The organism is Starkeya nomas, from assembly GCF_902703545.1.
Classification (GTDB): domain Bacteria; phylum Pseudomonadota; class Alphaproteobacteria; order Rhizobiales; family Xanthobacteraceae; genus Ancylobacter; species Ancylobacter moscoviensis.
In genome coordinates this window covers 2909586-2927773 of record NZ_CACSAS010000001.1, presented here as the reverse complement: position 1 = coordinate 2927773, position 18188 = coordinate 2909586, and the positions used below count along the sequence as shown (strand labels likewise).

Sequence of the window (18188 nt, the reverse complement as noted above, 5' to 3'; positions counted from 1 at the left end):
AGGCCTCTCATGCCCGGGCATGAGGGGAGCGATGATTTTGATCCCGAAACCGAGCTTCCGCCCGAAGCGGTCGCCGGCGTCGCTCGCACCTTTGGCGCCGCAGCTTATCGCTGGACACCGGATGACGACCTCGTGCGCTGGAGCGCCGCCTCGGAGGCCGTGCTCGGCCGCGAGCGCCTGCCGCTCGCCCGCCGGGGCGCGGACTATGCGCGGCTGATCGAACCCGGCTCGGGCCTGTCGCGTCTCGAGGCCGCTCTCGCCGCCAAGGAGACGAGCGCGGATACCGATGCGTTTCCGGGGAACGAGGAAGGCGCGCGCTTCTTTCAGACCGTTTACTGCCTTGCCTCGCCGTCGGGCAGCGACCGGAGGTGCCTGTGGGTCGAGGACCGTGGTGTGGTCTATTTCGATCCCGCGGGCCGGGTCCGGCGGGTGGAGGGATTCGTGCGCCGCTTGTCGGCCGGATGTCCGGGCCGGCTGGCCACGGGCAGCATCGAGCCGCGGACCGATCGCCAGAGGCTGGCCGGACTGATCGAGGAGAGGCTCGCGCAGGCCTATCGCGAGGGCGGCGAGTTCGGTTTCATGCTGGTCGGCGTCGACCATCTGGGCGATCTCAACGATGCCTATGGCTTCCTCGTCGCCGACGAGGTGATCGACGTCATCTGGCTGCGCCTGCGTGCCCAGCTCGCGGAGGGCGAGGAGATCGCCCGCTTCTCCGGCAGCAAGTTCGGCCTCGTGCTCCATGCCCGGCCGGGCGAGGACTTCCTCGCCTCCGCCCGCCGCTTCGTCGCGGCGGTGAACCTCGCTTCGCCGCGCACCAGCGCGGGGGCGGTCGCGGCGAGCGTTTCCGCCGGCGGGCTGATCGCCCCGCGCCAGGGGCGCAGCGTGCCGGAGATCTTCTCCCATGCGCAGGATACGCTGCAGCGGGCGCGCAGCGTGGCGCAGGGCTCCCTTGAACTCTATTCGCCCTCGTTCGACCGTGCCGCCGAGCGGCTCGCCAATGTGCGTTTCGCCGACGAGATCGTCGGCGCGCTCAGCCATGACCGGGTGTCGCTGGCTTTCCAGCCGATTGCCCATGGCGTGACGCGCGAGATCGCCTTTCACGAATGCCTGGTGCGCATCACCGGGCGTGACGGGCGGGTCTTCGACGGCGGAACCGTCATCCCGACGGCGGACCGGTTCGGACTGACCCGGCTGGTCGATTGCCGCGCGCTGGCGCTCGCGCTGGCCGCGTTGCAGGCCGATCCGGAGCTGCGGCTCTCGGTGAACGTCTCGCCCGGCTCGATCCATGACGCGGCCTGGGTCCAGATTCTGGAGGAAGGGGCCCTCGCCGGGCTCGGTGCGCGGCTGATCGTCGAGATCACCGAGAGCGCGTCCATCCCCGATATCGAGGCCATGCGGGCGCGGGTCGCCTGGCTGCGCGCCCATGGCTGCAAGGTGGCGATGGACGATTTCGGCGTCGGCTATACCTCGTTCCGCAATCTCCGGAACCTGCATGTCGACATGCTCAAGATCGACGGCAGCTTCATCTGCACGATGATGCAGTCCGAGGACGACCGGAGCTTCGTGCGGGTGCTGCTGGACCTCGCCGGCCAGCTCGGCATCGAGACGGTGGCGGAATGGGTGCTGGACGAGGAGACCGGGCGCCAGCTCGTCGACTGGGGCTGCACCTATCTGCAGGGCCAGCTCATCGGCCTGCCGACCGACGACCCCGCCGTACCGGACGGCACGCCCGGCTCCTGACGCGCCCCCGGCTCCGGTCGGCTGCGACCGGGGCCACGCAGCCGATGGGACGGACCGTGGCGGTCAGTCCTTCTTGTCGCCTTCGCCGAGACGGTCGAGGCGCTTCTGCATCTCCGCTACCTGCCGGCGCAGCTCGTCGAAATCGTCCGCCTTGGTGGCCGGCGCCGGCTGGGCTTCGTCGTTGCGCGCGTTCGGCAGGAACACCTTGAAGGCGCGGTCGAACATTTCCATGTTCCGGCGCACCTGCTCTTCCATCATGCCGAAGCCGCCGACGCCGAAAGCCTTGGAGAACTGCTCGCGCAGGTTGTTCTGTTCCTTGCTGAAGTTCTCGATCGACATGTCGAGGTAGCGCGGAACCAGCATCTGCATGCTGTCACCGTAGAAGCGGATGATCTGGCGCAGGAAATTGATGGGCAGGAGGTTCTGACCCTTGCCCTCCTGCTCGAAGATGATCTGCGTCAACACGGAATGAGTGATGTCTTCGGAGGATTTCGCGTCGTAAACGACGAAATCTTCTCCGTTCTTGACCATCTGCGCGAGGTCTTCGAGCGTCACATAGGTGCTTGTGCCGGTATTGTAGAGACGGCGGTTTGCGTACTTCTTGATGGTGACGGGTTCGTTGGATTTTGCCATTGTGATCCGGTCGCCTTGATCGTTTCCTATTGAAAACTCTAGGACGTTTCCAGTCGGTCGGCTACTGGCATTATGTCGATTTAAGGATGGGACGGAATGCGCCCCTCCGCCGAGCCTGCCTGCGAGCGTCGGGAAAACGGCATGCCATTGACATGGATCACATGACCCACCCACGATGGTAGCACACTAAGAACAAGGCGCGGACATCGGCTCGGGTCGCGCCGCATCTGGAAGGTACCGGAGGACGTCATTCATGAAGGACGAGATCGTCATCGTCGGCGCCGCGCGCACGGCCGTCGGCGCGTTCAACGGCGCGCTTTCCTCGCTGCCGGCGCATGAACTCGGAAAGGTTGCGATTACCGCGGCGCTGGAGCGCGCCGGCGTCGCGCCGGACGAGGTGAGCGAGACCATCCTGGGTCAGATACTCACCGCCGGCGCGGGGCAGAACCCGGCGCGGCAGGCCTCGGTGGCGGCCGGCATTCCGGTCGAAAGCCCCGCCTGGGGCGTGAACCAGCTCTGCGGCTCGGGCCTGCGGGCGGTCGCCCTCGGCTATCAGGCGATTCTCAACGGCGACAGCGAGATCGTCGTCGCCGGCGGCCAGGAGTCGATGAGCCAGGCGCCGCACTGCGCGCATCTGCGCAACGGCACCAAGATGGGCAGCCTCGAAATGGTCGACACCATGATCAAGGACGGCCTGTGGGATGCCTTCAACGGCTATCACATGGGCACGACCGCCGAGAACGTCGCCCGCCAGTGGCAGATCACCCGTGAGCAGCAGGACGAGTTCGCCGTCGGCTCGCAGAACAAAGCCGAAGCGGCGCAGAAGGCCGGCCGCTTCAAGGACGAGATCGTGCCCGTCACCATCTCCACCCGCAAGGGCGACATCGTGGTGGCGGACGACGAATATCCCCGCCATGGCGCGACCATCGATTCCATGACCAAGCTGCGCCCCGCCTTCTCCAAGGACGGGACGGTGACGGCGGGCAACGCCTCCGGCATCAACGACGGCGCCGCCGCCGTGGTGCTGATGACCGCCGCCAAAGCGGCGAGCGCGGGCAGGAAGCCGTTGGCGCGCATCGTCTCCTGGGCGCAGGCGGGCGTCGATCCGGCGATCATGGGCTCCGGCCCGATCCCGGCCTCGCGCCGCGCGCTGGAGAAGGCGGGCTGGAGCGTCGGCGACCTCGACCTGATCGAGGCCAACGAAGCCTTCGCGGCGCAGGCGTGCGCGGTGAACAAGGATCTTGGCTGGGACACCTCGAAGGTCAATGTGAACGGCGGCGCCATCGCCATCGGCCACCCGATCGGGGCCTCCGGCGCGCGCATCCTCACCACGCTGCTCTACGAGATGGAAAAGCGGAACGCCAGGAAGGCGCTCGCCACCCTGTGCATCGGCGGCGGCATGGGCATCGCCATGTGTCTGGCGCGCGATTGATGCGTGTCAGTCACAGCCCCCGCGGCCTGTGACAACATTATGAAGCAAGGCGGATTTCCCGCCTTGCCGTTGCCAAAAAGAGCGACGTACAAGCCGTCGACACGCCCTTAGGGAAGGGACGCAGGGAGGGGGAGTTACATGGGACGCGTCGCATTGGTCACGGGCGGCACGCGCGGAATCGGCGCCGCCGTCAGCAAGGCACTGAAGGCCGCCGGCTATCAGGTCGCCGCCACTTACGCCGGCAATGACGAGGCGGCCGCCGCCTTCACCAAGGAAACCGGCATTTCCGCCTTCAAATGGGACGTTTCCGATTTCGAAGCCTGCCGCGCCGGCATCGCCGAGGTGACGGCCAAGCTCGGCCCGGTGGACGTGCTGGTGAACAATGCCGGCATCACCCGCGACGGCATGCTGCACAAGATGTCGCCCGAGCAGTGGTACGCGGTGATCAACACCAATCTGAACTCGGTGTTCAACATGTGCCGCAACGTGATCGAGGGCATGCGCGAGCGCAATTTCGGGCGCATCGTGACGATCTCGTCGATCAACGGCCAGAAGGGGCAGATGGGGCAGACGAACTATTCGGCCGCCAAGGCCGGCGAGATCGGCTTCACCAAGGCGCTGGCGCAGGAGAACGCCCGCAAGGGCATCACCGTGAACGCGATCTGCCCCGGCTATATCGGCACCGAGATGGTGCGGGCGATGCCGCAGGAGGTGCTGGACAAGCACGTGCTGCCGCAGATTCCGGCCGGTCGTCTGGGCGAGCCGGAGGAGATCGCGCGCTGCGTCGTCTTCCTCGCGGCGGATGATGCCGGCTTCATCACCGGCTCCACCCTGACCGCCAATGGCGGGCAGTACATGACCTGAGCCCTCGCGCGGGCCGGCTCGCCGCCGGTCCGCTCCCGTGGTTCCCACGCCGCCGCGCCGCCTAACCCAACGGCGCGGGCCTTCTCTTCCGGCGCTTGTCTCCCGGCGCTTCTCTCCCGGCGCTTCTCTTGCGGCCCGGCCCTTCCGGCTCTTGGCTTGGGAGGCCGCGCCGGTCATAAGGGGCACCCCACCCAGGTGCCCTTCATGTCCCGTGCTCTCTCCGGCCGCGCCGCCACGCTCATCGGCTTCACCGCCATCCTGCTCTGGTCGACGCTGGCGCTCGCCACCTCCTCGACCGGGGCCGTGCCGCCCTTCCTGCTGACGGCGCTCACCTTCACCGTCGGCGGCATTGTCGGCCTCCTCGCCGCGATGGTGCGCGGCGTCGGGCTCGGCGTGCTGCGCCAGCCCTGGCCGGTCTGGCTGCACGGTGTCGGCGGGCTGTTCGGCTACCATTTCTTCTATTTCTCGGCGCTGAAGCTGGCGCCGCCGGCCGAGGCGGGGCTGATCGCCTATCTCTGGCCGCTGCTGATCGTGCTGTTCTCGGCCTTCCTGCCGGGCGAGAGGCTGCGTGCCGCGCATGTGGCGGGCGCGCTGATGGGGCTCGCCGGCACGGTGGTGCTGCTCGGCGGGCGTGCCGGCGGCTTCGGCTTCACGCCGGAATATGTGCCCGGCTATCTCGCGGCGGCGGTCTGCGCGGTCATCTGGTCGGTCTACTCCGTCGCCTCGCGCCGCTTCGAGGCGGTGCCGACCGAGGTGGTGGCCGGTTTCTGCCTTGCCACGGCGGCGCTGTCGGCGGTGTGCCATGCGCTGTTCGAGCCGTCGATCTGGCCGGCCGGGGGGGAGTGGCTCGCCGTGCTGGCGCTGGGCATCGGGCCGGTGGGCATCGCCTTCTATACCTGGGACATCGGCATGAAGCGGGGCGATATCCGCCTTCTCGGCGTCGCCTCCTATGCGGCGCCGGTGCTCTCGACGCTGCTGCTGGTGATCGCCGGCTTCGCGGCGCCGAGCTGGACGCTGGCGGTGGCCTGCGCGCTCATCGTCGGCGGCGCGGCGGTGGCGACGCTGCTGGCGCGGCGCTAGGGCATGTTCCGCAAACGTTGCAGACTTTTGCGATAAGAATTTGCCCGGGAACTCAGCCCGGCGACCAGCCGGGCGGCGCCAGTTCGAAGCCGGCGAACTCGAAGCCCGGCGCCACGGTGCAGCCGACGAGCGTCCATTCGCCGAGGCTGCGCGCGGCCTGCCAGGCGCCTCGCGGCACCACGCGCTGCGGTTCTTCGCCGTTGAAAAGAGCGGGGCCGAGGAGGAGTGCCTCGACCGGGCCGGCATCGGCGCTGGAGACGCTCAGTTCCAGCGGCGCGCCGGCGTACCAGTGCCAGATCTCGACGGCATCGACGCGGTGCCAGTGCGAGCGTTCGCCGGCGGCCAGCAGGAAATAGATGGCGGTGGAGACCGCGCGGCCTTCCGCCGTGCGGTGGGCGTCGCGGAAGACCTCGCGGAAGTGCCCGCCTTCCGGGTGCGGCTGCAGGCCGAGCCGGGCGATGATGTCCTGGGCGGAGAGCCGGCCGGTCATGGCCGCGCCTCAGCCGCGAAAACTGTTCTTGAGGCTGCGCAGCTCGGTGAAGACCGCGCCGGGCTCCGCGCCGGCGAGGCCGATACGGGCGGCAAGCGCGGGATCGTCGGCCCGCATGAAGGGGTTGGTCGCCTTCTCCGCGCCGATGGTGGTGGGCAGGGTCGGCTTGCCGGCGGCGCGCTGCGCCTCCGCCTCCTTCAGCCGGGCGGCGAGCTCGGCATTATCGGGATCGACGCTGACGGCGAAGCGCCCGTTCGAGACGGTGTATTCGTGCCCGCAATAGACCGAGATGTCGTCCGGCAGGGCGCGCAGCCGCAGCAGCGATTCCCAGAGCACCGGCGGATCGCATTCGAAGGGGCGGCCGCAGCCCAGCACGAACAGCGTGTCGCCGGAGAACAGCAGCCGCTCGTCCTCGAACAGGAAAACGATGTGGCCCTTGGTGTGGCCCGGCGTTTCCATGACCCGCCCGACGAGGCTGCCGACGGCGACCGGATCGCCGTCCACCACCGCAAAGTCGAGGCCGGGGATGGTGTCGCGCTCGGCCTTGGGGCCGATCACCGTCGCGCCGAAGCGCTCCTTCAGCGCGAGTACGCCGGCGATGTGGTCGGTGTGGTGATGGGTGACGAGGATGTGGGTCAGCGCCCAGTCCTCGCGCTCCAGCGCGGCGAGGATCGGCGCCACCTCCGGTGCGTCGATGACGGCGGTGGCCTCGGTCACGGGGTCGCGCAGAAGCACCGCGTAATTGTCGGCGAGGCAGGGGATGAGCCGCAGTTCGGCCGGCATGGGGTTCCTCGGGTCTTTACCTCGGACGAAGGACGGGCGGAGAGGCCGAAGCCGCCGCCCGTCAGTCTATCGCATGGCCGGATGGCGCGTCAGTGGCGCCGCGGCGAAGCTGTCACCGGCATTCCTGCGTGGCGCGGTCGACGGCGGCCGAGATGCCGTTCAGCGAATAGGTGTCGGTGGTGACGTTGCCGCGCACCGAGGTGCTCTTCACCACCACGTCCCGGCCCTTGCGCATGGTGTCGATCAGCTTCTTCTCTTCCGCGACGTTGCGCACCCAGGCGCCGGTGCCGCGGGTGTAGAGGCCGAAATTGGCGGGGCCGATGGTGAGCGTGGCGTCCGTGCCTTCCTTCAGCGGGAAGCCCATGACGACGCTGACCTCGCCCCGCACATTCTCGGCGGTGCGGGTCGAGATGAAGAAATAGGCCGGGTCCCGGGTCAGGCCGGAAGGCTGCCGGCTCTTCGGCTGGGAGAGGGCGTAGCAGATCTTGCCGCTGCCGCTGGTGTCCACATAGACACCCCAATCGCCGAACTGCCCGACAAGCTTCGGCGCCCCCTGGGCGCCGGCGCTGGTTGCGCCGATGAAAGCCAGTGCCAAGCCGGCGAATGCCGCGCGCGCGGTGCGTCGTGCCATGGTCTCCGTCCTCCGTATCGTCCGCCGCGGTGCGGCTCGCAGTGATTCTCCGCTCATACCGCCACAGGGATATCCGCCCCGCCAGCGGCTGTGAACCCTTGGTATCCCAAAGCGACGCCTTTGCTGTTCAAATGCGTGAGGACGGCCTGGCAAGTGACGGTATGGTAAATGGTTCCCTACCGGCGGTGCGCCAGCATGGTACCGGCCCGGCGCTACCGGGATCCGGCGGCCGGGCGGTTCGCGCGCAGGCGATCGAGCGCGGTGCGCGCCGCGGCCCTGTGGGTGGGGGCGATGTGCGAGGCGAGCAGGTTCAGCGCCGTCGCCAGCACCGCGGCATCGTCGGTGAAGCCGAGGCCGAGGAAAACGTCCGGCACCGCGTCGGTGGGCAGCAGGAAATAGGCGAGGGCGCCGAACAGCAGCGCGCGCACCCGCACCGGCGTGCGGCTGTCGAGCGCGCAGTAATAGGCGGCGGCGGCATCCTCGGCGAAGGGCACGCGCGCGGCGACGCCCGCGAGCTTGCGCCAGAAGCCGGCGCGCACGCGCGCCTCGTTGCCGTCATCGGCGCCGATCGCCTCGATGTCCTCAAGGTCGATGGTGGGGTCGGAACGGTGGGCCATCCAGCTCTCCTGTCCGGGCAAAGGCTGCCCGGGCGCCCATTCAGATGGTCCCGGCCGTGCCTTTTCGCAATGGCCGGCGGGGCGGTCACATCAGCGGATAGGCGGCCTCGACGCGGTAGGGACCGCCGCCCACCGAATCGCGCGAGGAATAGAGCACGAAGCGCGAGACCTGGAAGGTGGGGGTGCGGAAATAGCCGCGCAGGGCGAGATAGTCCGCCACCTGCCGGGGCGCCGCGTCGCGCAGCCGCGCCAGCGTGACGTGCGGGCGGAAATTGCGCGTTTCCGGCGGCAGGCCGATGCGCTTCATCGCCCGCTCATGCTCGGCCTGAAGCTCGTTCAGAGCCTGGTTGGCCTTCACCCCGACGAAGATGGAGTGCGGCTTGTGATTGCCGAACTGGTCGACGCCGGAAAGGGTGAGGTCGAAGCCGAAGCGGTCGATCTCGTCGAGCGCGGCGGCGGCATCGCGCGCCACCACATGATCGACATCGCCGATGAAGCGGAGCGTGACATGGTAGAATTCCGGGCTGATCCAGCGGGCGCCGGGAAGGCCACCCCGCAGCATGGAAAGCTGCTCGGCGACATCGGCCGGAATTTCGAGGGCGGTGAAGAGCCGCGGCATGACCCCCTCCTTGAGTTACCAGCGAGGAACCCGCTGTCGATTGAGCCGGATTCGTGCGCTGAGGAAAAGCCGAAAATACGACAGGCAAAACACAGGCCGCCGGGAGGCCGGTTTCCCGCTCGCCGGGCGTTTCGGCGCGGCTGACGGGAAAGGCGTGAGCCTATATGCTGCGACGGATGAGCGAATCGACCGACGATGCCGATCTTTTCCCCCCCGCCGAGGCATCCGCGGGGCCTGTCAGTTTCGCCAGCATCGGCTCCCTCTACCGCTATCCGGTGAAGGGGCTGACGCCGGAGCGGCTGGAGCTGGTCGAGCTGGAGGCGGGCAAGTATTTTCCGGGCGACCGGCTCTACGCCATCGAGAACGGCCCGTCGGGCTTCATTCCCGAGGCGCCGGCCTTCCAGCCCAAGATCAAGTTCCTCATGCTGATGCGCAACGAGCGCCTCGCCGCGCTCGACGCCCGCTACGACGACGCCACGCATGAGCTGGTGATCGACCACGATGGCGAGGAAGTGGTGCGCGGCAAGCTGGACACGCCGGAGGGGCGGGAGGCGATCGAACTCTTCTTCCAGCGCTACTCGCGCTACGAGTTGCGCGGCGCCCCCCGCGTCCTCGCCGCGCCGGAAGGCTTCCGCTTCGTCGACACCACGGAAGGCTTCATCTCGCTGATCAACCTCGCGAGCTGCCGGGCGCTTGGCGAGATCATCGGCCAGCCGGTCGATCCGCTGCGCTTCCGGGCGAATCTCTATCTGGAGGGCATGGAGCCCTGGGAGGAGTTCGACCTCGTCGGCCACACCATCGAGGTCGGCAACCAGGTGCGCCTCAAGGTCACCCAGCGCATCTTCCGGTGCGCGGCCACCAACGTCGATCCCATCACCGCCCGGCGCGACCTGGACGTGCCGGGCACGCTGATGCGCACCTTCGGTCACACCGATTGCGGGATTTTCGCCGAGGTGGAGCAGGGCGGGCTGATCGCGGAAGGCGATTCGGTTCGCATCACGCTGTGAGATTCCCACCGCGATGATCGTTGTGGCCGGGTTCGCCCCTCCGGCCTGACGATGCATTGTTGGATGCGGGGAATGTCTTCGACAGGAACGCCCAAACAAAAAGGCCCGGCTGAGCCGGGCCTTTTGCATTTCGGTTCAGCGACGGCTCACTCGCCGGCTTCCGCTGTCGCCGCCTCGGCGCCTTCACCCTCGCCTTCCGTTTCCGCGCGGCGGTAGCGCCGGCGGCGGGTGCGGGGAGCGCGGGCCTCGCCGTCTTCGGCGGTTTCCTCGGCCGGCGCGGCGACCACTGCCGCAGCAGCAGCCTTGGTGCTGCGCGAGCGGCTCGTGCCTTCCTTCGCCGGACGGGCCGGGGCCACGACCGGCGCGGCTTCGGCCGGAGCCGGCTCGGCCTTGGCGACCTCGACGGCGGAAGCTTCAGCCTTGGTGGCCTTCGGAGCGGTCTCGACGGCCGCGCTCACCGGAGCGGCGCTGCTCTGCGTGATGAAGGCGGGCAGGCCGCCGATCTCGGTCTCGACTTCCGGCCCGAGGCGTGGCTGCGGCTGCTGGGAAGGATCGCGATAGCCTTCGCCGCCCTCACGGGGCTCACGGGGCTCGCGCGGTTCACGATAGGGGCGGTTGTCGCGGGACCAGCGGCCCTCGCGCTGCTCGCCGCGCTCGCCGTCCTGGCGGTCGCGATTCTGGCGGTCGCGGTCGTGGCGGTCGGAACGATCCCGATGATCGCGATCCGGCCGGTCGCGGTCCTGGCGGTCGCGATCCTGTCCACGCTCGCGGTTGTCGCGGCGACCGTCGCGGTCGCGGAAGAAGTCGCGCTGACCTCCTTCGCGCTGGCCGTCCCGCTGTCCGCCCTCGCGCTGGCCCTGCGGCTCGCGGGCCTGGAAAGCCGGCTGGCCATCGGTCCCGGCTTCCTCGAGGTCGTCCTCGTACTCGTCCTCGTCCGAGCGCTGGAAGGGCTGGCCCTGCACGCCGAACTGGGCCTGGGCGGCCGCGATGATGCGGAAATAGTGCTCGGCGTGCTGGAGATAGTTCTCCGCCGCCACCGGGTCGCCCGACGCCTGCGCGTCGCGGGCGAGCTGCTGGTATTTCTCGACGATATGCTGAGCGGTGCCGCGCACCTTCACATCGGGGCCGTTGGACTCATAGACACGCGTAAGCGGATTCTGGCTGCGACGATTGCCGTTGTTGCGGCCGCGCATACGCTTCTGCTGGTTATTATTTCGCATCGAGCTGGTCTCTGATGCCGGTACAAGGGCCGGCGGGGCGAACCCCGTTCGGCGCGGGTACTGGCGGGTCAATCGCCTCAATTTTCCGTCACCCCGTCCTCTGGCCGCGGCCATCGGGAACGGTGCGTCGGGAAATCTCGCCTTGCGGCCGGGGAAAACCTGCCATAGCCGGGAACCGCGTGGTTCCGGCATATGCCGCAGGTCGCCGCCGACCATCGGACTTCTTCCATGGGAGCGCATCTTCGAAGATGCTCCGCCGCCGGATATTCCGGCCGCGATCCATCCTGGCCATATTCTTCCGGCCCGGACCCGGCCCGCGCCACACAGCGCAACGGCCGACCCCATGCTTCATCGTGCAACCGAAGCCGCACCGATAAACTCGTGGAGCGTTCGCCCCTCTGAGACGCCTCGTTCCATTCAGACCTTCCGCACAGGCCAGAATGTCATACCGATGATGAGCACGGGCACTCGACGAGAGCGACCGGCATACGAACCACGGTGAGTCAGGTGATGTCTCAGGACGATTCCTAATATGGACACTAATAGCTTCAGTATGCCGTTCCAAGCCCTTTTTTGCCGCAGTGCAGGTATTCTCAGGCCGGCCGGGTCACGATGGCGCGCGCGATCCCGGCAAGATCGCGCCGCGCCGGGCCATCCGGGGCAAGGCCGACCGCCGTGAGCAGCGTCGCGACGTCACCCTCCTGGCCGATACCCAGTTCTAGCACCGCCCGCCCGCCCGGACGGAGCAGCCCGGGCAGGGCGCGCGCGATGGCGCGGTAGGCATCGAGCCCCTTCGGGCCGCCGTCGAGAGCGAGGAGCGGATCGTGCTCGCGCACCTCGCGGTCGAGTGCGGCGATATCCATCGTGGGAATATAAGGCGGATTGGAGACCACGAGGTCGAAGCGCCCGGCGAGGGCATCCGCCCACGCTCCGACGAGGATCGCGGCGCGCGCTCCCAGGCCGAGGCTTTCGAGATTGGCGCGGGCCTGCCGGGCGGCACCGGGCGACAGGTCGACGCCGATGCCGAAGGCGGCGGGATATTCGCTGAGCAGCGCGGCGAGAAGCGCGCCGCTGCCGGTGCCGAGATCGAGGATGGCGAGCGGCGTTGCGCGGTCCGGGAAGGCGGCAAGGGCGGCCTCGACCAGCGTCTCGGTCTCCGGCCGCGGCACCAGGGTCTCGGGGGCGAGGGCGAAGTCGAGGCTCCAGAACTCGCGCCGGCCGACAAGGCGTGCCAGCGGCTCGCCGGCGGCGCGGCGGGCGGCGAGGGCGCGGAGGCGGTGCGCCTCGGCTTCCGGCACCGCGGCGTCCGCGCGGGCGAGGAGGTCGACGTCGGAGAGGCCGAGCCCGGCCCTGAGCAGCGCGCGGGCCTCGCGTTCCGGCGTCTCCAGCCCGGCAGCGGCGAAGCTCGCCGCGATCTCGCGCGCCAGATCGGCCCGGCTCGTCACCGCTCGCCCCAGCCGGCGTTCTCGGCCTCGGCCAGCAGCGCCGCCTGATATTCGGTGGTCAGGGCATCGACCAGTTCGCCCAGCGCGTCGCCGGCGAGGATTTCCGGCAGCTTGTGCAGGGTGAGGCCGATGCGGTGATCGGTAACGCGGCCCTGCGGGAAATTATAGGTGCGGATGCGCTCGGAGCGGTCGCCGGAGCCGACCTGCACCTTGCGCTCGCTGGCGCGGGCACTGTCGCGCTTCTCGCGCTCGGCGTCGTAGAGCTTGGCACGCAGCAGCGCCATGGCGCGGGCCTTGTTCTTGTGCTGCGAGCGTTCGTCCTGCACCGCCACCACGACGCCGGTCGGCAGATGGGTGATGCGCACCGCGCTCTCGGTCTTGTTGACGTGCTGGCCGCCAGCGCCGGAGGCGCGGAACACGTCGATGCGCAGATCCGCCTCGTTGATGTCGATATCGACGTCCTCGACCTCCGGCAGCACCGCAACCGTGGCGGCGGAGGTGTGGATGCGGCCGGAGCCTTCCGTCTCCGGCACGCGCTGCACGCGGTGGACGCCCGATTCGAACTTCAGCTTCGCATAGGCGCCGTTGCCGTGGAGGGCGGCGACGATCTCCTTGAAGCCGCCGGCGGTGCCCTCGGTCATGGACAGGACCTCGACCGACCAGCCGTTGAGCCCGGCGAAGCGCTCATACATGCGGAACAGGTCGCCGGCGAACAGGGCGGCCTCGTCGCCGCCGGTGCCGGCGCGCACTTCGAGGATGACGCCGCGCGCGTCCATCGCGTCCTTGGGCAGCAAAGCGAGGCGCACGGCGTGCGTCAGCTCATCGAGCCGCGCGTCGAGCTCCCGCGCTTCCTCGCGGGCGAGCTCGGCCATCTCGGGATCGGTGGCGGGATCCTCGATCAGCGCCTGCGCCCCCGCGCGCTCGCGCTGGGCGGCGCGCAGCGCCTTCACGCTGGCGACGAGCGGGGAGAGGTCGGCGAATTCGCGCGAGAGGCGGACATAGGTGTCCGCGTCGGGGCTGCCGGAAAGGGCGTGCTCGATCTCCGCATGGCGGGCAAGGAGCTGGTCAAGCCGGGCGTCGGGAAGGGCCGTCACGTGCGGATACTCACAGCGGCAGGCCGGCCTTTTCGGCGAAGGCCTTGAGCGACTGGCGCAGCGAGCCCGCATCCGCGCCGTCGGCGAGCAGCGGCGCGACGAAGGCGGCGGCGGCGGCGAGGTCGAGTTCCAGCAGCATCGCCTTCACCGGGCCGTAGGAGGCCGGGGAGACGGAGAGCTTGCGATAGCCGATGGCGGCGAGCGCGAGCGCTTCCAGCGGCCGCGAGGCGAGTTCGCCGCAGAGCGTGACCTGCTTGCCGTATTCGGCCGCCTTGTCCGCTACCAGCTTCAGCGCCCGCAGGGCGGGCGGGCCGAGCGGGTCGAAACGGTCGGCGACGCGCGGATTGCCGCGGTCGGCGGCGTAGAGGAACTGCACCAGATCGTTCGAGCCGACGGAGGCGAAGTCGACGCGCGGGAAGAGCTGGTCGAGCTGGAACAGCAGCGCCGGCACTTCCAGCATCACGCCGACCAGCACGCGCTCGGGCAGCCCGTGGCCGTGGCGGCGCAGATGGGTCAGCTCCCGCTCCACGATATGGCGGGCGCGGTCGAATTCCTCGACCGCCGACACCATTGGGAAGATCAGTCGCAGCTCCCGTCCGGTCGCGGCGCGCAGCAGGGCGCGGATCTGGCTGCGCAGCAGGCCGGGCCGGTCGAGGCCGAGGCGGATCGCCCGCCAGCCGAGCGCCGGATTCTCCTCCTCGATGGCCCGCATGTAGGGCAGCACCTTGTCGCCGCCGATGTCGAGCGTGCGGAAGACGACCGGCCGTTCGCCCGCCGCATCGAGCACCGAGCGGTAGAGCTTGAGCTGCTCGTTGGTGCGCGGGAAGGCCGAGGCGATCATGAACTGCAGCTCGGTGCGGAACAGGCCGATGCCCGTCGCGCCAGTCTCGGCGATGTGCGGCAGGTCGACCAGCAGGCCGGCGTTGAGATGCAGCTCGATCTCGGTTCCGTCCTTGGTGACGGTCGGCACGTCGCGCAGCGCGGCGTACTGTTCCAGCCGCTTGGCGCGGAAGCGCACCTTCTCGACATAGGCCGCCTCGACGTCCGCCGGCGGGCGCACATGCACCTCGCCGCTGACGCCGTCGACGATGACGGCATCGCCCGCGTCGACCTGGCCGACGATATTCTCGAGATGGCCGACCGCCGCGATGCCGAGGGCGCGGGCGACGATGGTGAGATGGCTGGTCGCCGCGCCTTCCTCGAGCACGAGGCCGCGTATGCGCGAACGATCATAGTCCAGCAGCGCCGCCGGGCTCATGTTGCGGGCGACGATGATGGCGTTGTCGGGCAGCCCGGCGCGCTCCTCGCCGGTGGCACGGCCCGTGAGCTGGCGCAGGAGCCGGTTCGCCAGATCGTCGAGATCGTGCATCCGCTCGCGCAGATACGGGTCGGTCATGCGCAGCATGCGCGCGCGCGTGTCCGACTGTACGCGCTCCACCGCGCCCTCGGCGGTGAGGCCGGTCATGACCGCCTCGCGCATGCGGCCGATCCAGCCGCGGTCATGCGCGAACATGCGGTAGGCTTCGAGGATCTCGCGATGCTCGCCCACGCGGGCGACGCCCTCGTCCTCCAGCATGATGTCGATGGAGGTGCGCAGCGTCTCGACCGCCTCGTCGAGCCGCCTCAGCTCGCCGGGCAGGTCGTCGGCGATGACCTTGGTGACCTCGATGCGTGGCTCGTGCAGCACCACATGGCCGAGGCCGATGCCGTCCGACAGGGCGAGGCCCTTGAGATGCAGCGGCCGGCGCGCGGCGGGCTCGGCACCCGGGAGCGCCATGGCGGTGAGCTCGCCCGAGGCGATGATCTCGGCGAGCACCATGGCGGTGGTCTGCAGTGCCTCGATCTCTTCCTCGGTGTAGGTGCGGTGGGCGCGGTTCTGCACCACCAGCACGCCGAGCGTGTTGCCGGCGCGCAGGATCGGCACGCCGAGGAAGGAATGGTAGATCTCTTCGCCAGTCTCCGGCCGGTAGGAGAAGGCGGGGTGCGCCTGCGCGTTGGACAGGCTGATCGGCTCGGCCTCGCGGGCGACGGTGCCGACGAGGCCCTCGTCGATGCGCATCACCGTCAGATGGACGGCGGTGCGGTTCAGACCTTCGGTCGCATAGAGCTCAAGAGTGCCGTCGACGCGCAGCACATAGACCGAGCAGACCTCGGCCACCATGTTGGCCGCGATCAGCACCACGATCTTGTCGAGGCGGTCCTGCGCGCTGACCGGCTCCGCCATGACCTCGCGGAGCCGCCTCAATAGCACGCGCGGGCCGCCGAGCGCGCCACGCATCGGCCGTCCTCGGTTTCCGGGACCCGCATTCCCGGAGCGTCGATGTCACGGCGCGACTCGCGCCGCGCCGTTGCCTGGGATCAGGCGTCGAGCCCGTATACCGAATGCAAGGTTCGCACGGCAAGCTCGGTATAGGCCGCGTCGATGAGCACCGAGATCTTGATCTCCGAGGTGGAGATGGCGCGGATGTTGATCCCGCGCTCCGACAGCGCCTTGAAGGCCCGCGCCGCGACACCGGCATGCGAGCGCATGCCGATACCGATGATCGAGATCTTCACCACGTCGGTGGCGCCCTCGATGCTCTCGAAGCCGATCTCGCCGCGCACGCCGGCGAGCGCCGCCTTGGCGCGCTCGAAATCGGCGGTCGGCACGGTGAAGGTGATGTCGGTGAAGCCCTCGGCCGAGATGTTCTGCACGATCATGTCGACGTTGATGTTCGCGTCCGCGAGCGGCACGAACACATTCGCGGCGATACCGGGCTTGTCCGGCACGCGGCGGATGCTGACCTGGGCTTCGTCCCGGGCGAAGGCGATGCCGGTGACGACTTCACTCTCCACGATTTCCTCCTCGTCGCAAATCAGGGTGCCGGGCGGATCGCCGGCGGTCTTGAGTTCCGGGGCGTCCGGGTCGGTGAAGCTGGAGCGCACGAAGGTGCGCACCTTGTGTACCATGGCGAGCTCCACCGAGCGCACCTGAAGCACCTTGGCCCCCAGCGAGGCCATTTCCAGCATTTCCTCGAAGGCGATCTTGTCCAGCCGCCGCGCCTTGGGAACGATGCGCGGGTCGGTGGTGTAGACGCCGTCGACGTCGGTGTAGATGTCGCAGCGGTCGGCCTTGATGCCGGCGGCGATGGCCACGGCGCTGGTGTCCGAGCCGCCGCGCCCGAGCGTGGTGATGCGCCCGCTCGGCAGGTGCATGCCCTGGAAGCCGGCGATCACCGCCACCTCGCCCTGCGCGAAGCGGGCGACGATCTCGTCGCCGTTCACGTCGAGGATGCGGGCGGAGCCGTGCGCGTCGTCGGTCGAGATGGGCAGCTGCCAGCCCTGCCAGGAGCGGGCGGGAATGCCCATGTCCTGCAGCGCGACGGCCAGCAGGCCGGAGGTCACTTGCTCGCCCGAGGCGACGATGGCGTCATACTCGCGGGCGTCGTGCAGCACGGAGGTCTCGCGTACCCAGCCGACCAGCTCATTGGTCTTGCCGGACATCGCCGAGACCACGACGGCCACCTGATGCCCGGCTTCCACTTCCCGTTTCACATGCCTTGCGACGTTGCGAATGCGCTCAATGTTGGCGACAGAGGTGCCGCCGAACTTCATCACCAGACGTGCCATTGCGGGAAACCGTAACCGTGTTCTTTTGTCGGAGGCCGGGCGGGAAAGGTGGGCTCCCGGCCCAAAAGGCGCGTATACATATCGACCTCGCGCGCCGCCCGCAACGCCGCCGCGCGAGCTTGGAATTCCTCTCGGCGCGAGCCGGGCCGCGTCAGATCAAGAGAGTGCCGATGAGCGAAGCCGCCACCACCGTCGATCCCCGCGAAGTGGAGCGTTTTGCCGCGCTCGCCGCCGAATGGTGGAACCCGCGCGGCAAGATGGGCGTGCTCCACAAGTTCAATCCGGTGCGTCTCGCCTATCTGCGGGAGAAGATCACCGCGCATTTCGGCCGCGACGATCGCGCCATCCGTCCGCTGGAAGGGCTGCGGCTGCTCGACATCGGCTGCGGCGGCGGGCTGCTCAGCGAGCCGCTGGCGCGGATGGGCGCCTCGGTCGTCGGCATCGATCCCGCGGATAGGAACGTGCGCGTCGCCGCCCTCCACGCCGAGGAGAGCGGCGTGCCGGTCGACTACCGCGCGACCACCGCCGAGGCGCTGGCCGACGCCGGCGAGCGCTTCGACGTGGTGCTCGCCATGGAGGTGGTGGAACATGTCGCCGATGTCGGGCTGTTCCTCGCCCGCGCCGCCGAAATGGTGAAGCCGGGCGGCCTGCTCTTCGCGGCGACGCTGAACCGCACCAAGCGCTCCTTCGCGCTCGCCATCGTCGGAGCGGAATATGTGCTCGGCTGGCTGCCGAGGGGCACGCACGACTGGAACAAGTTCCTCACGCCGGAGGAACTGCAGGCGGCGCTGGAGGCCGGCGGGCTCGTCGTCGTCGACCGCGAGGGTGTCGTCTTCAACCCGCTCGCCGATGCCTGGCGGCGCTCGGGCGACGTGTCGGTGAACTATGTGATGCTGGCCGAGAAGCCGGCCTGACGCGGAAAGC

At 69.0% G+C, this 18188-nt stretch carries 17 protein-coding genes; 6 read left to right on the top strand and 11 right to left on the bottom strand.

All coding sequences use genetic code 11. From position 1 onward, the window contains the following. Positions 1-9: 9 nt before the first annotated feature. The gene (locus STARVERO_RS14000; protein WP_159599527.1) at positions 10-1740 is read left to right on the top strand and encodes an EAL domain-containing protein; all 1731 of its coding nucleotides are present in this window, start codon (positions 10-12) and stop codon (positions 1738-1740) included. 63 nt (positions 1741-1803) lie between these two features. Here STARVERO_RS14000 and phaR read toward each other — a convergent pair whose 3' ends face one another. Next, the gene (gene phaR, locus STARVERO_RS13995; protein WP_144344357.1) at positions 1804-2373 is read right to left on the bottom strand and encodes a polyhydroxyalkanoate synthesis repressor PhaR; all 570 of its coding nucleotides are present in this window, start codon (positions 2371-2373) and stop codon (positions 1804-1806) included. Positions 2374-2626: 253 nt separating this feature from the next. Here phaR and STARVERO_RS13990 point away from each other — a divergent pair, with 253 nt between their 5' ends. The 3 genes from STARVERO_RS13990 (at position 2627) to yddG (ending at position 5749) form a co-directional block, all read left to right on the top strand. Further along, a complete protein-coding gene (locus STARVERO_RS13990; RefSeq protein ID WP_144344358.1) occupies positions 2627-3805 on the top strand; it encodes an acetyl-CoA C-acetyltransferase in 1179 nt (392 codons plus the stop codon). Between the two features lie 138 nt (positions 3806-3943). Next, positions 3944-4669, top strand: coding sequence for an acetoacetyl-CoA reductase (phbB, locus tag STARVERO_RS13985; RefSeq protein ID WP_144344359.1), 726 nt, complete (start codon positions 3944-3946; stop codon positions 4667-4669). 204 nt (positions 4670-4873) lie between these two features. Continuing rightward, positions 4874-5749 carry an aromatic amino acid exporter YddG gene (yddG, locus tag STARVERO_RS13980; protein ID WP_186292012.1) on the top strand — a complete coding sequence of 292 codons (876 nt, stop codon included), beginning with the start codon at positions 4874-4876 and terminating at the stop codon, positions 5747-5749. Between the two features lie 52 nt (positions 5750-5801). On the opposite strand, the gene STARVERO_RS13975 is transcribed toward yddG, so the two are convergent. The 5 genes from STARVERO_RS13975 to thpR form a co-directional block, all read right to left on the bottom strand. After that, positions 5802-6239, bottom strand: a complete 438-nt coding sequence (locus STARVERO_RS13975; RefSeq protein WP_144344361.1) for a cupin domain-containing protein — start codon at positions 6237-6239, stop codon at positions 5802-5804. 9 nt (positions 6240-6248) lie between these two features. Beyond that, complete coding sequence (gene gloB, locus STARVERO_RS13970; RefSeq protein WP_144344362.1) at positions 6249-7022, bottom strand: hydroxyacylglutathione hydrolase; 774 nt, start codon at positions 7020-7022, stop codon at positions 6249-6251. Positions 7023-7134: 112 nt separating this feature from the next. Continuing rightward, positions 7135-7653 (bottom strand): invasion associated locus B family protein, encoded by a 519-nt coding sequence (locus STARVERO_RS13965; protein ID WP_186292013.1) that lies wholly within the window; start codon positions 7651-7653, stop codon positions 7135-7137. Between the two features lie 212 nt (positions 7654-7865). Further along, on the bottom strand, positions 7866-8270 hold the full coding sequence (locus STARVERO_RS13960) for a YkvA family protein (RefSeq protein ID WP_159599525.1): 405 nt from the start codon (positions 8268-8270) through the stop codon (positions 7866-7868). An 85-nt stretch (positions 8271-8355) separates the two neighbouring features. After that, complete coding sequence (gene thpR / locus STARVERO_RS13955; RefSeq protein ID WP_144344365.1) at positions 8356-8889, bottom strand: RNA 2',3'-cyclic phosphodiesterase; 534 nt, start codon at positions 8887-8889, stop codon at positions 8356-8358. A gap of 176 nt (positions 8890-9065) precedes the next feature. Between thpR and STARVERO_RS13950 the strand changes: the two genes are divergently transcribed. After that, positions 9066-9896, top strand: coding sequence for an MOSC domain-containing protein (locus STARVERO_RS13950; protein WP_144344366.1), 831 nt, complete (start codon positions 9066-9068; stop codon positions 9894-9896). A 146-nt stretch (positions 9897-10042) separates the two neighbouring features. Here STARVERO_RS13950 and STARVERO_RS13945 read toward each other — a convergent pair whose 3' ends face one another. From STARVERO_RS13945 to STARVERO_RS13925, 5 genes are all read right to left on the bottom strand, one after another. Continuing rightward, positions 10043-11089: a DUF4167 domain-containing protein gene (locus STARVERO_RS13945; RefSeq protein ID WP_244616766.1), complete on the bottom strand. Its 1047-nt coding sequence runs from the start codon at positions 11087-11089 to the stop codon at positions 10043-10045. 620 nt (positions 11090-11709) lie between these two features. Beyond that, positions 11710-12561, bottom strand: a complete 852-nt coding sequence (prmC, locus tag STARVERO_RS13940) for a peptide chain release factor N(5)-glutamine methyltransferase (protein WP_159599521.1) — start codon at positions 12559-12561, stop codon at positions 11710-11712. Next, positions 12558-13655 (bottom strand): peptide chain release factor 1, encoded by a 1098-nt coding sequence (prfA, locus tag STARVERO_RS13935; RefSeq protein WP_144344369.1) that lies wholly within the window; start codon positions 13653-13655, stop codon positions 12558-12560. The genes prmC and prfA overlap by 4 nt, the downstream gene beginning before the upstream one ends. A 10-nt stretch (positions 13656-13665) precedes the next feature. Then, complete coding sequence (gene ptsP, locus STARVERO_RS13930; protein ID WP_144344370.1) at positions 13666-15933, bottom strand: phosphoenolpyruvate--protein phosphotransferase; 2268 nt, start codon at positions 15931-15933, stop codon at positions 13666-13668. Positions 15934-16013: 80 nt separating this feature from the next. Beyond that, positions 16014-17264, bottom strand: a complete 1251-nt coding sequence (locus STARVERO_RS13925) for an aspartate kinase (protein WP_159599519.1) — start codon at positions 17262-17264, stop codon at positions 16014-16016. A gap of 170 nt (positions 17265-17434) precedes the next feature. On the opposite strand from STARVERO_RS13925, the gene ubiG reads away from it, so the two are divergent. Then, the gene (gene ubiG / locus STARVERO_RS13920) at positions 17435-18178 is read left to right on the top strand and encodes a bifunctional 2-polyprenyl-6-hydroxyphenol methylase/3-demethylubiquinol 3-O-methyltransferase UbiG (protein ID WP_159599517.1); all 744 of its coding nucleotides are present in this window, start codon (positions 17435-17437) and stop codon (positions 18176-18178) included. Positions 18179-18188: the final 10 nt, after the last annotated feature.

Bases quoted from the DNA above. Each gene is read 5' to 3' on its own strand.
- STARVERO_RS14000 (WP_159599527.1), top strand. From the start codon at position 10: ATGCCCGGGCATGAGGGGAGCGATGATTTTGATCCCGAAACCGAGCTT.
- phaR (WP_144344357.1), bottom strand. From the start codon at position 2,373: ATGGCAAAATCCAACGAACCCGTCACCATCAAGAAGTACGCAAACCGC.
- STARVERO_RS13990 (WP_144344358.1), top strand. From the start codon at position 2,627: ATGAAGGACGAGATCGTCATCGTCGGCGCCGCGCGCACGGCCGTCGGC.
- phbB (WP_144344359.1), top strand. From the start codon at position 3,944: ATGGGACGCGTCGCATTGGTCACGGGCGGCACGCGCGGAATCGGCGCC.
- yddG (WP_186292012.1), top strand. From the start codon at position 4,874: ATGTCCCGTGCTCTCTCCGGCCGCGCCGCCACGCTCATCGGCTTCACC.
- STARVERO_RS13975 (WP_144344361.1), bottom strand. From the start codon at position 6,239: ATGACCGGCCGGCTCTCCGCCCAGGACATCATCGCCCGGCTCGGCCTG.
- gloB (WP_144344362.1), bottom strand. From the start codon at position 7,022: ATGCCGGCCGAACTGCGGCTCATCCCCTGCCTCGCCGACAATTACGCG.
- STARVERO_RS13965 (WP_186292013.1), bottom strand. From the start codon at position 7,653: ATGGCACGACGCACCGCGCGCGCGGCATTCGCCGGCTTGGCACTGGCT.
- STARVERO_RS13960 (WP_159599525.1), bottom strand. From the start codon at position 8,270: ATGGCCCACCGTTCCGACCCCACCATCGACCTTGAGGACATCGAGGCG.
- thpR (WP_144344365.1), bottom strand. From the start codon at position 8,889: ATGCCGCGGCTCTTCACCGCCCTCGAAATTCCGGCCGATGTCGCCGAG.
- STARVERO_RS13950 (WP_144344366.1), top strand. From the start codon at position 9,066: ATGAGCGAATCGACCGACGATGCCGATCTTTTCCCCCCCGCCGAGGCA.
- STARVERO_RS13945 (WP_244616766.1), bottom strand. From the start codon at position 11,089: ATGCGCGGCCGCAACAACGGCAATCGTCGCAGCCAGAATCCGCTTACG.
- ptsP (WP_144344370.1), bottom strand. From the start codon at position 15,933: ATGCGTGGCGCGCTCGGCGGCCCGCGCGTGCTATTGAGGCGGCTCCGC.
- STARVERO_RS13925 (WP_159599519.1), bottom strand. From the start codon at position 17,264: ATGGCACGTCTGGTGATGAAGTTCGGCGGCACCTCTGTCGCCAACATT.
- ubiG (WP_159599517.1), top strand. From the start codon at position 17,435: ATGAGCGAAGCCGCCACCACCGTCGATCCCCGCGAAGTGGAGCGTTTT.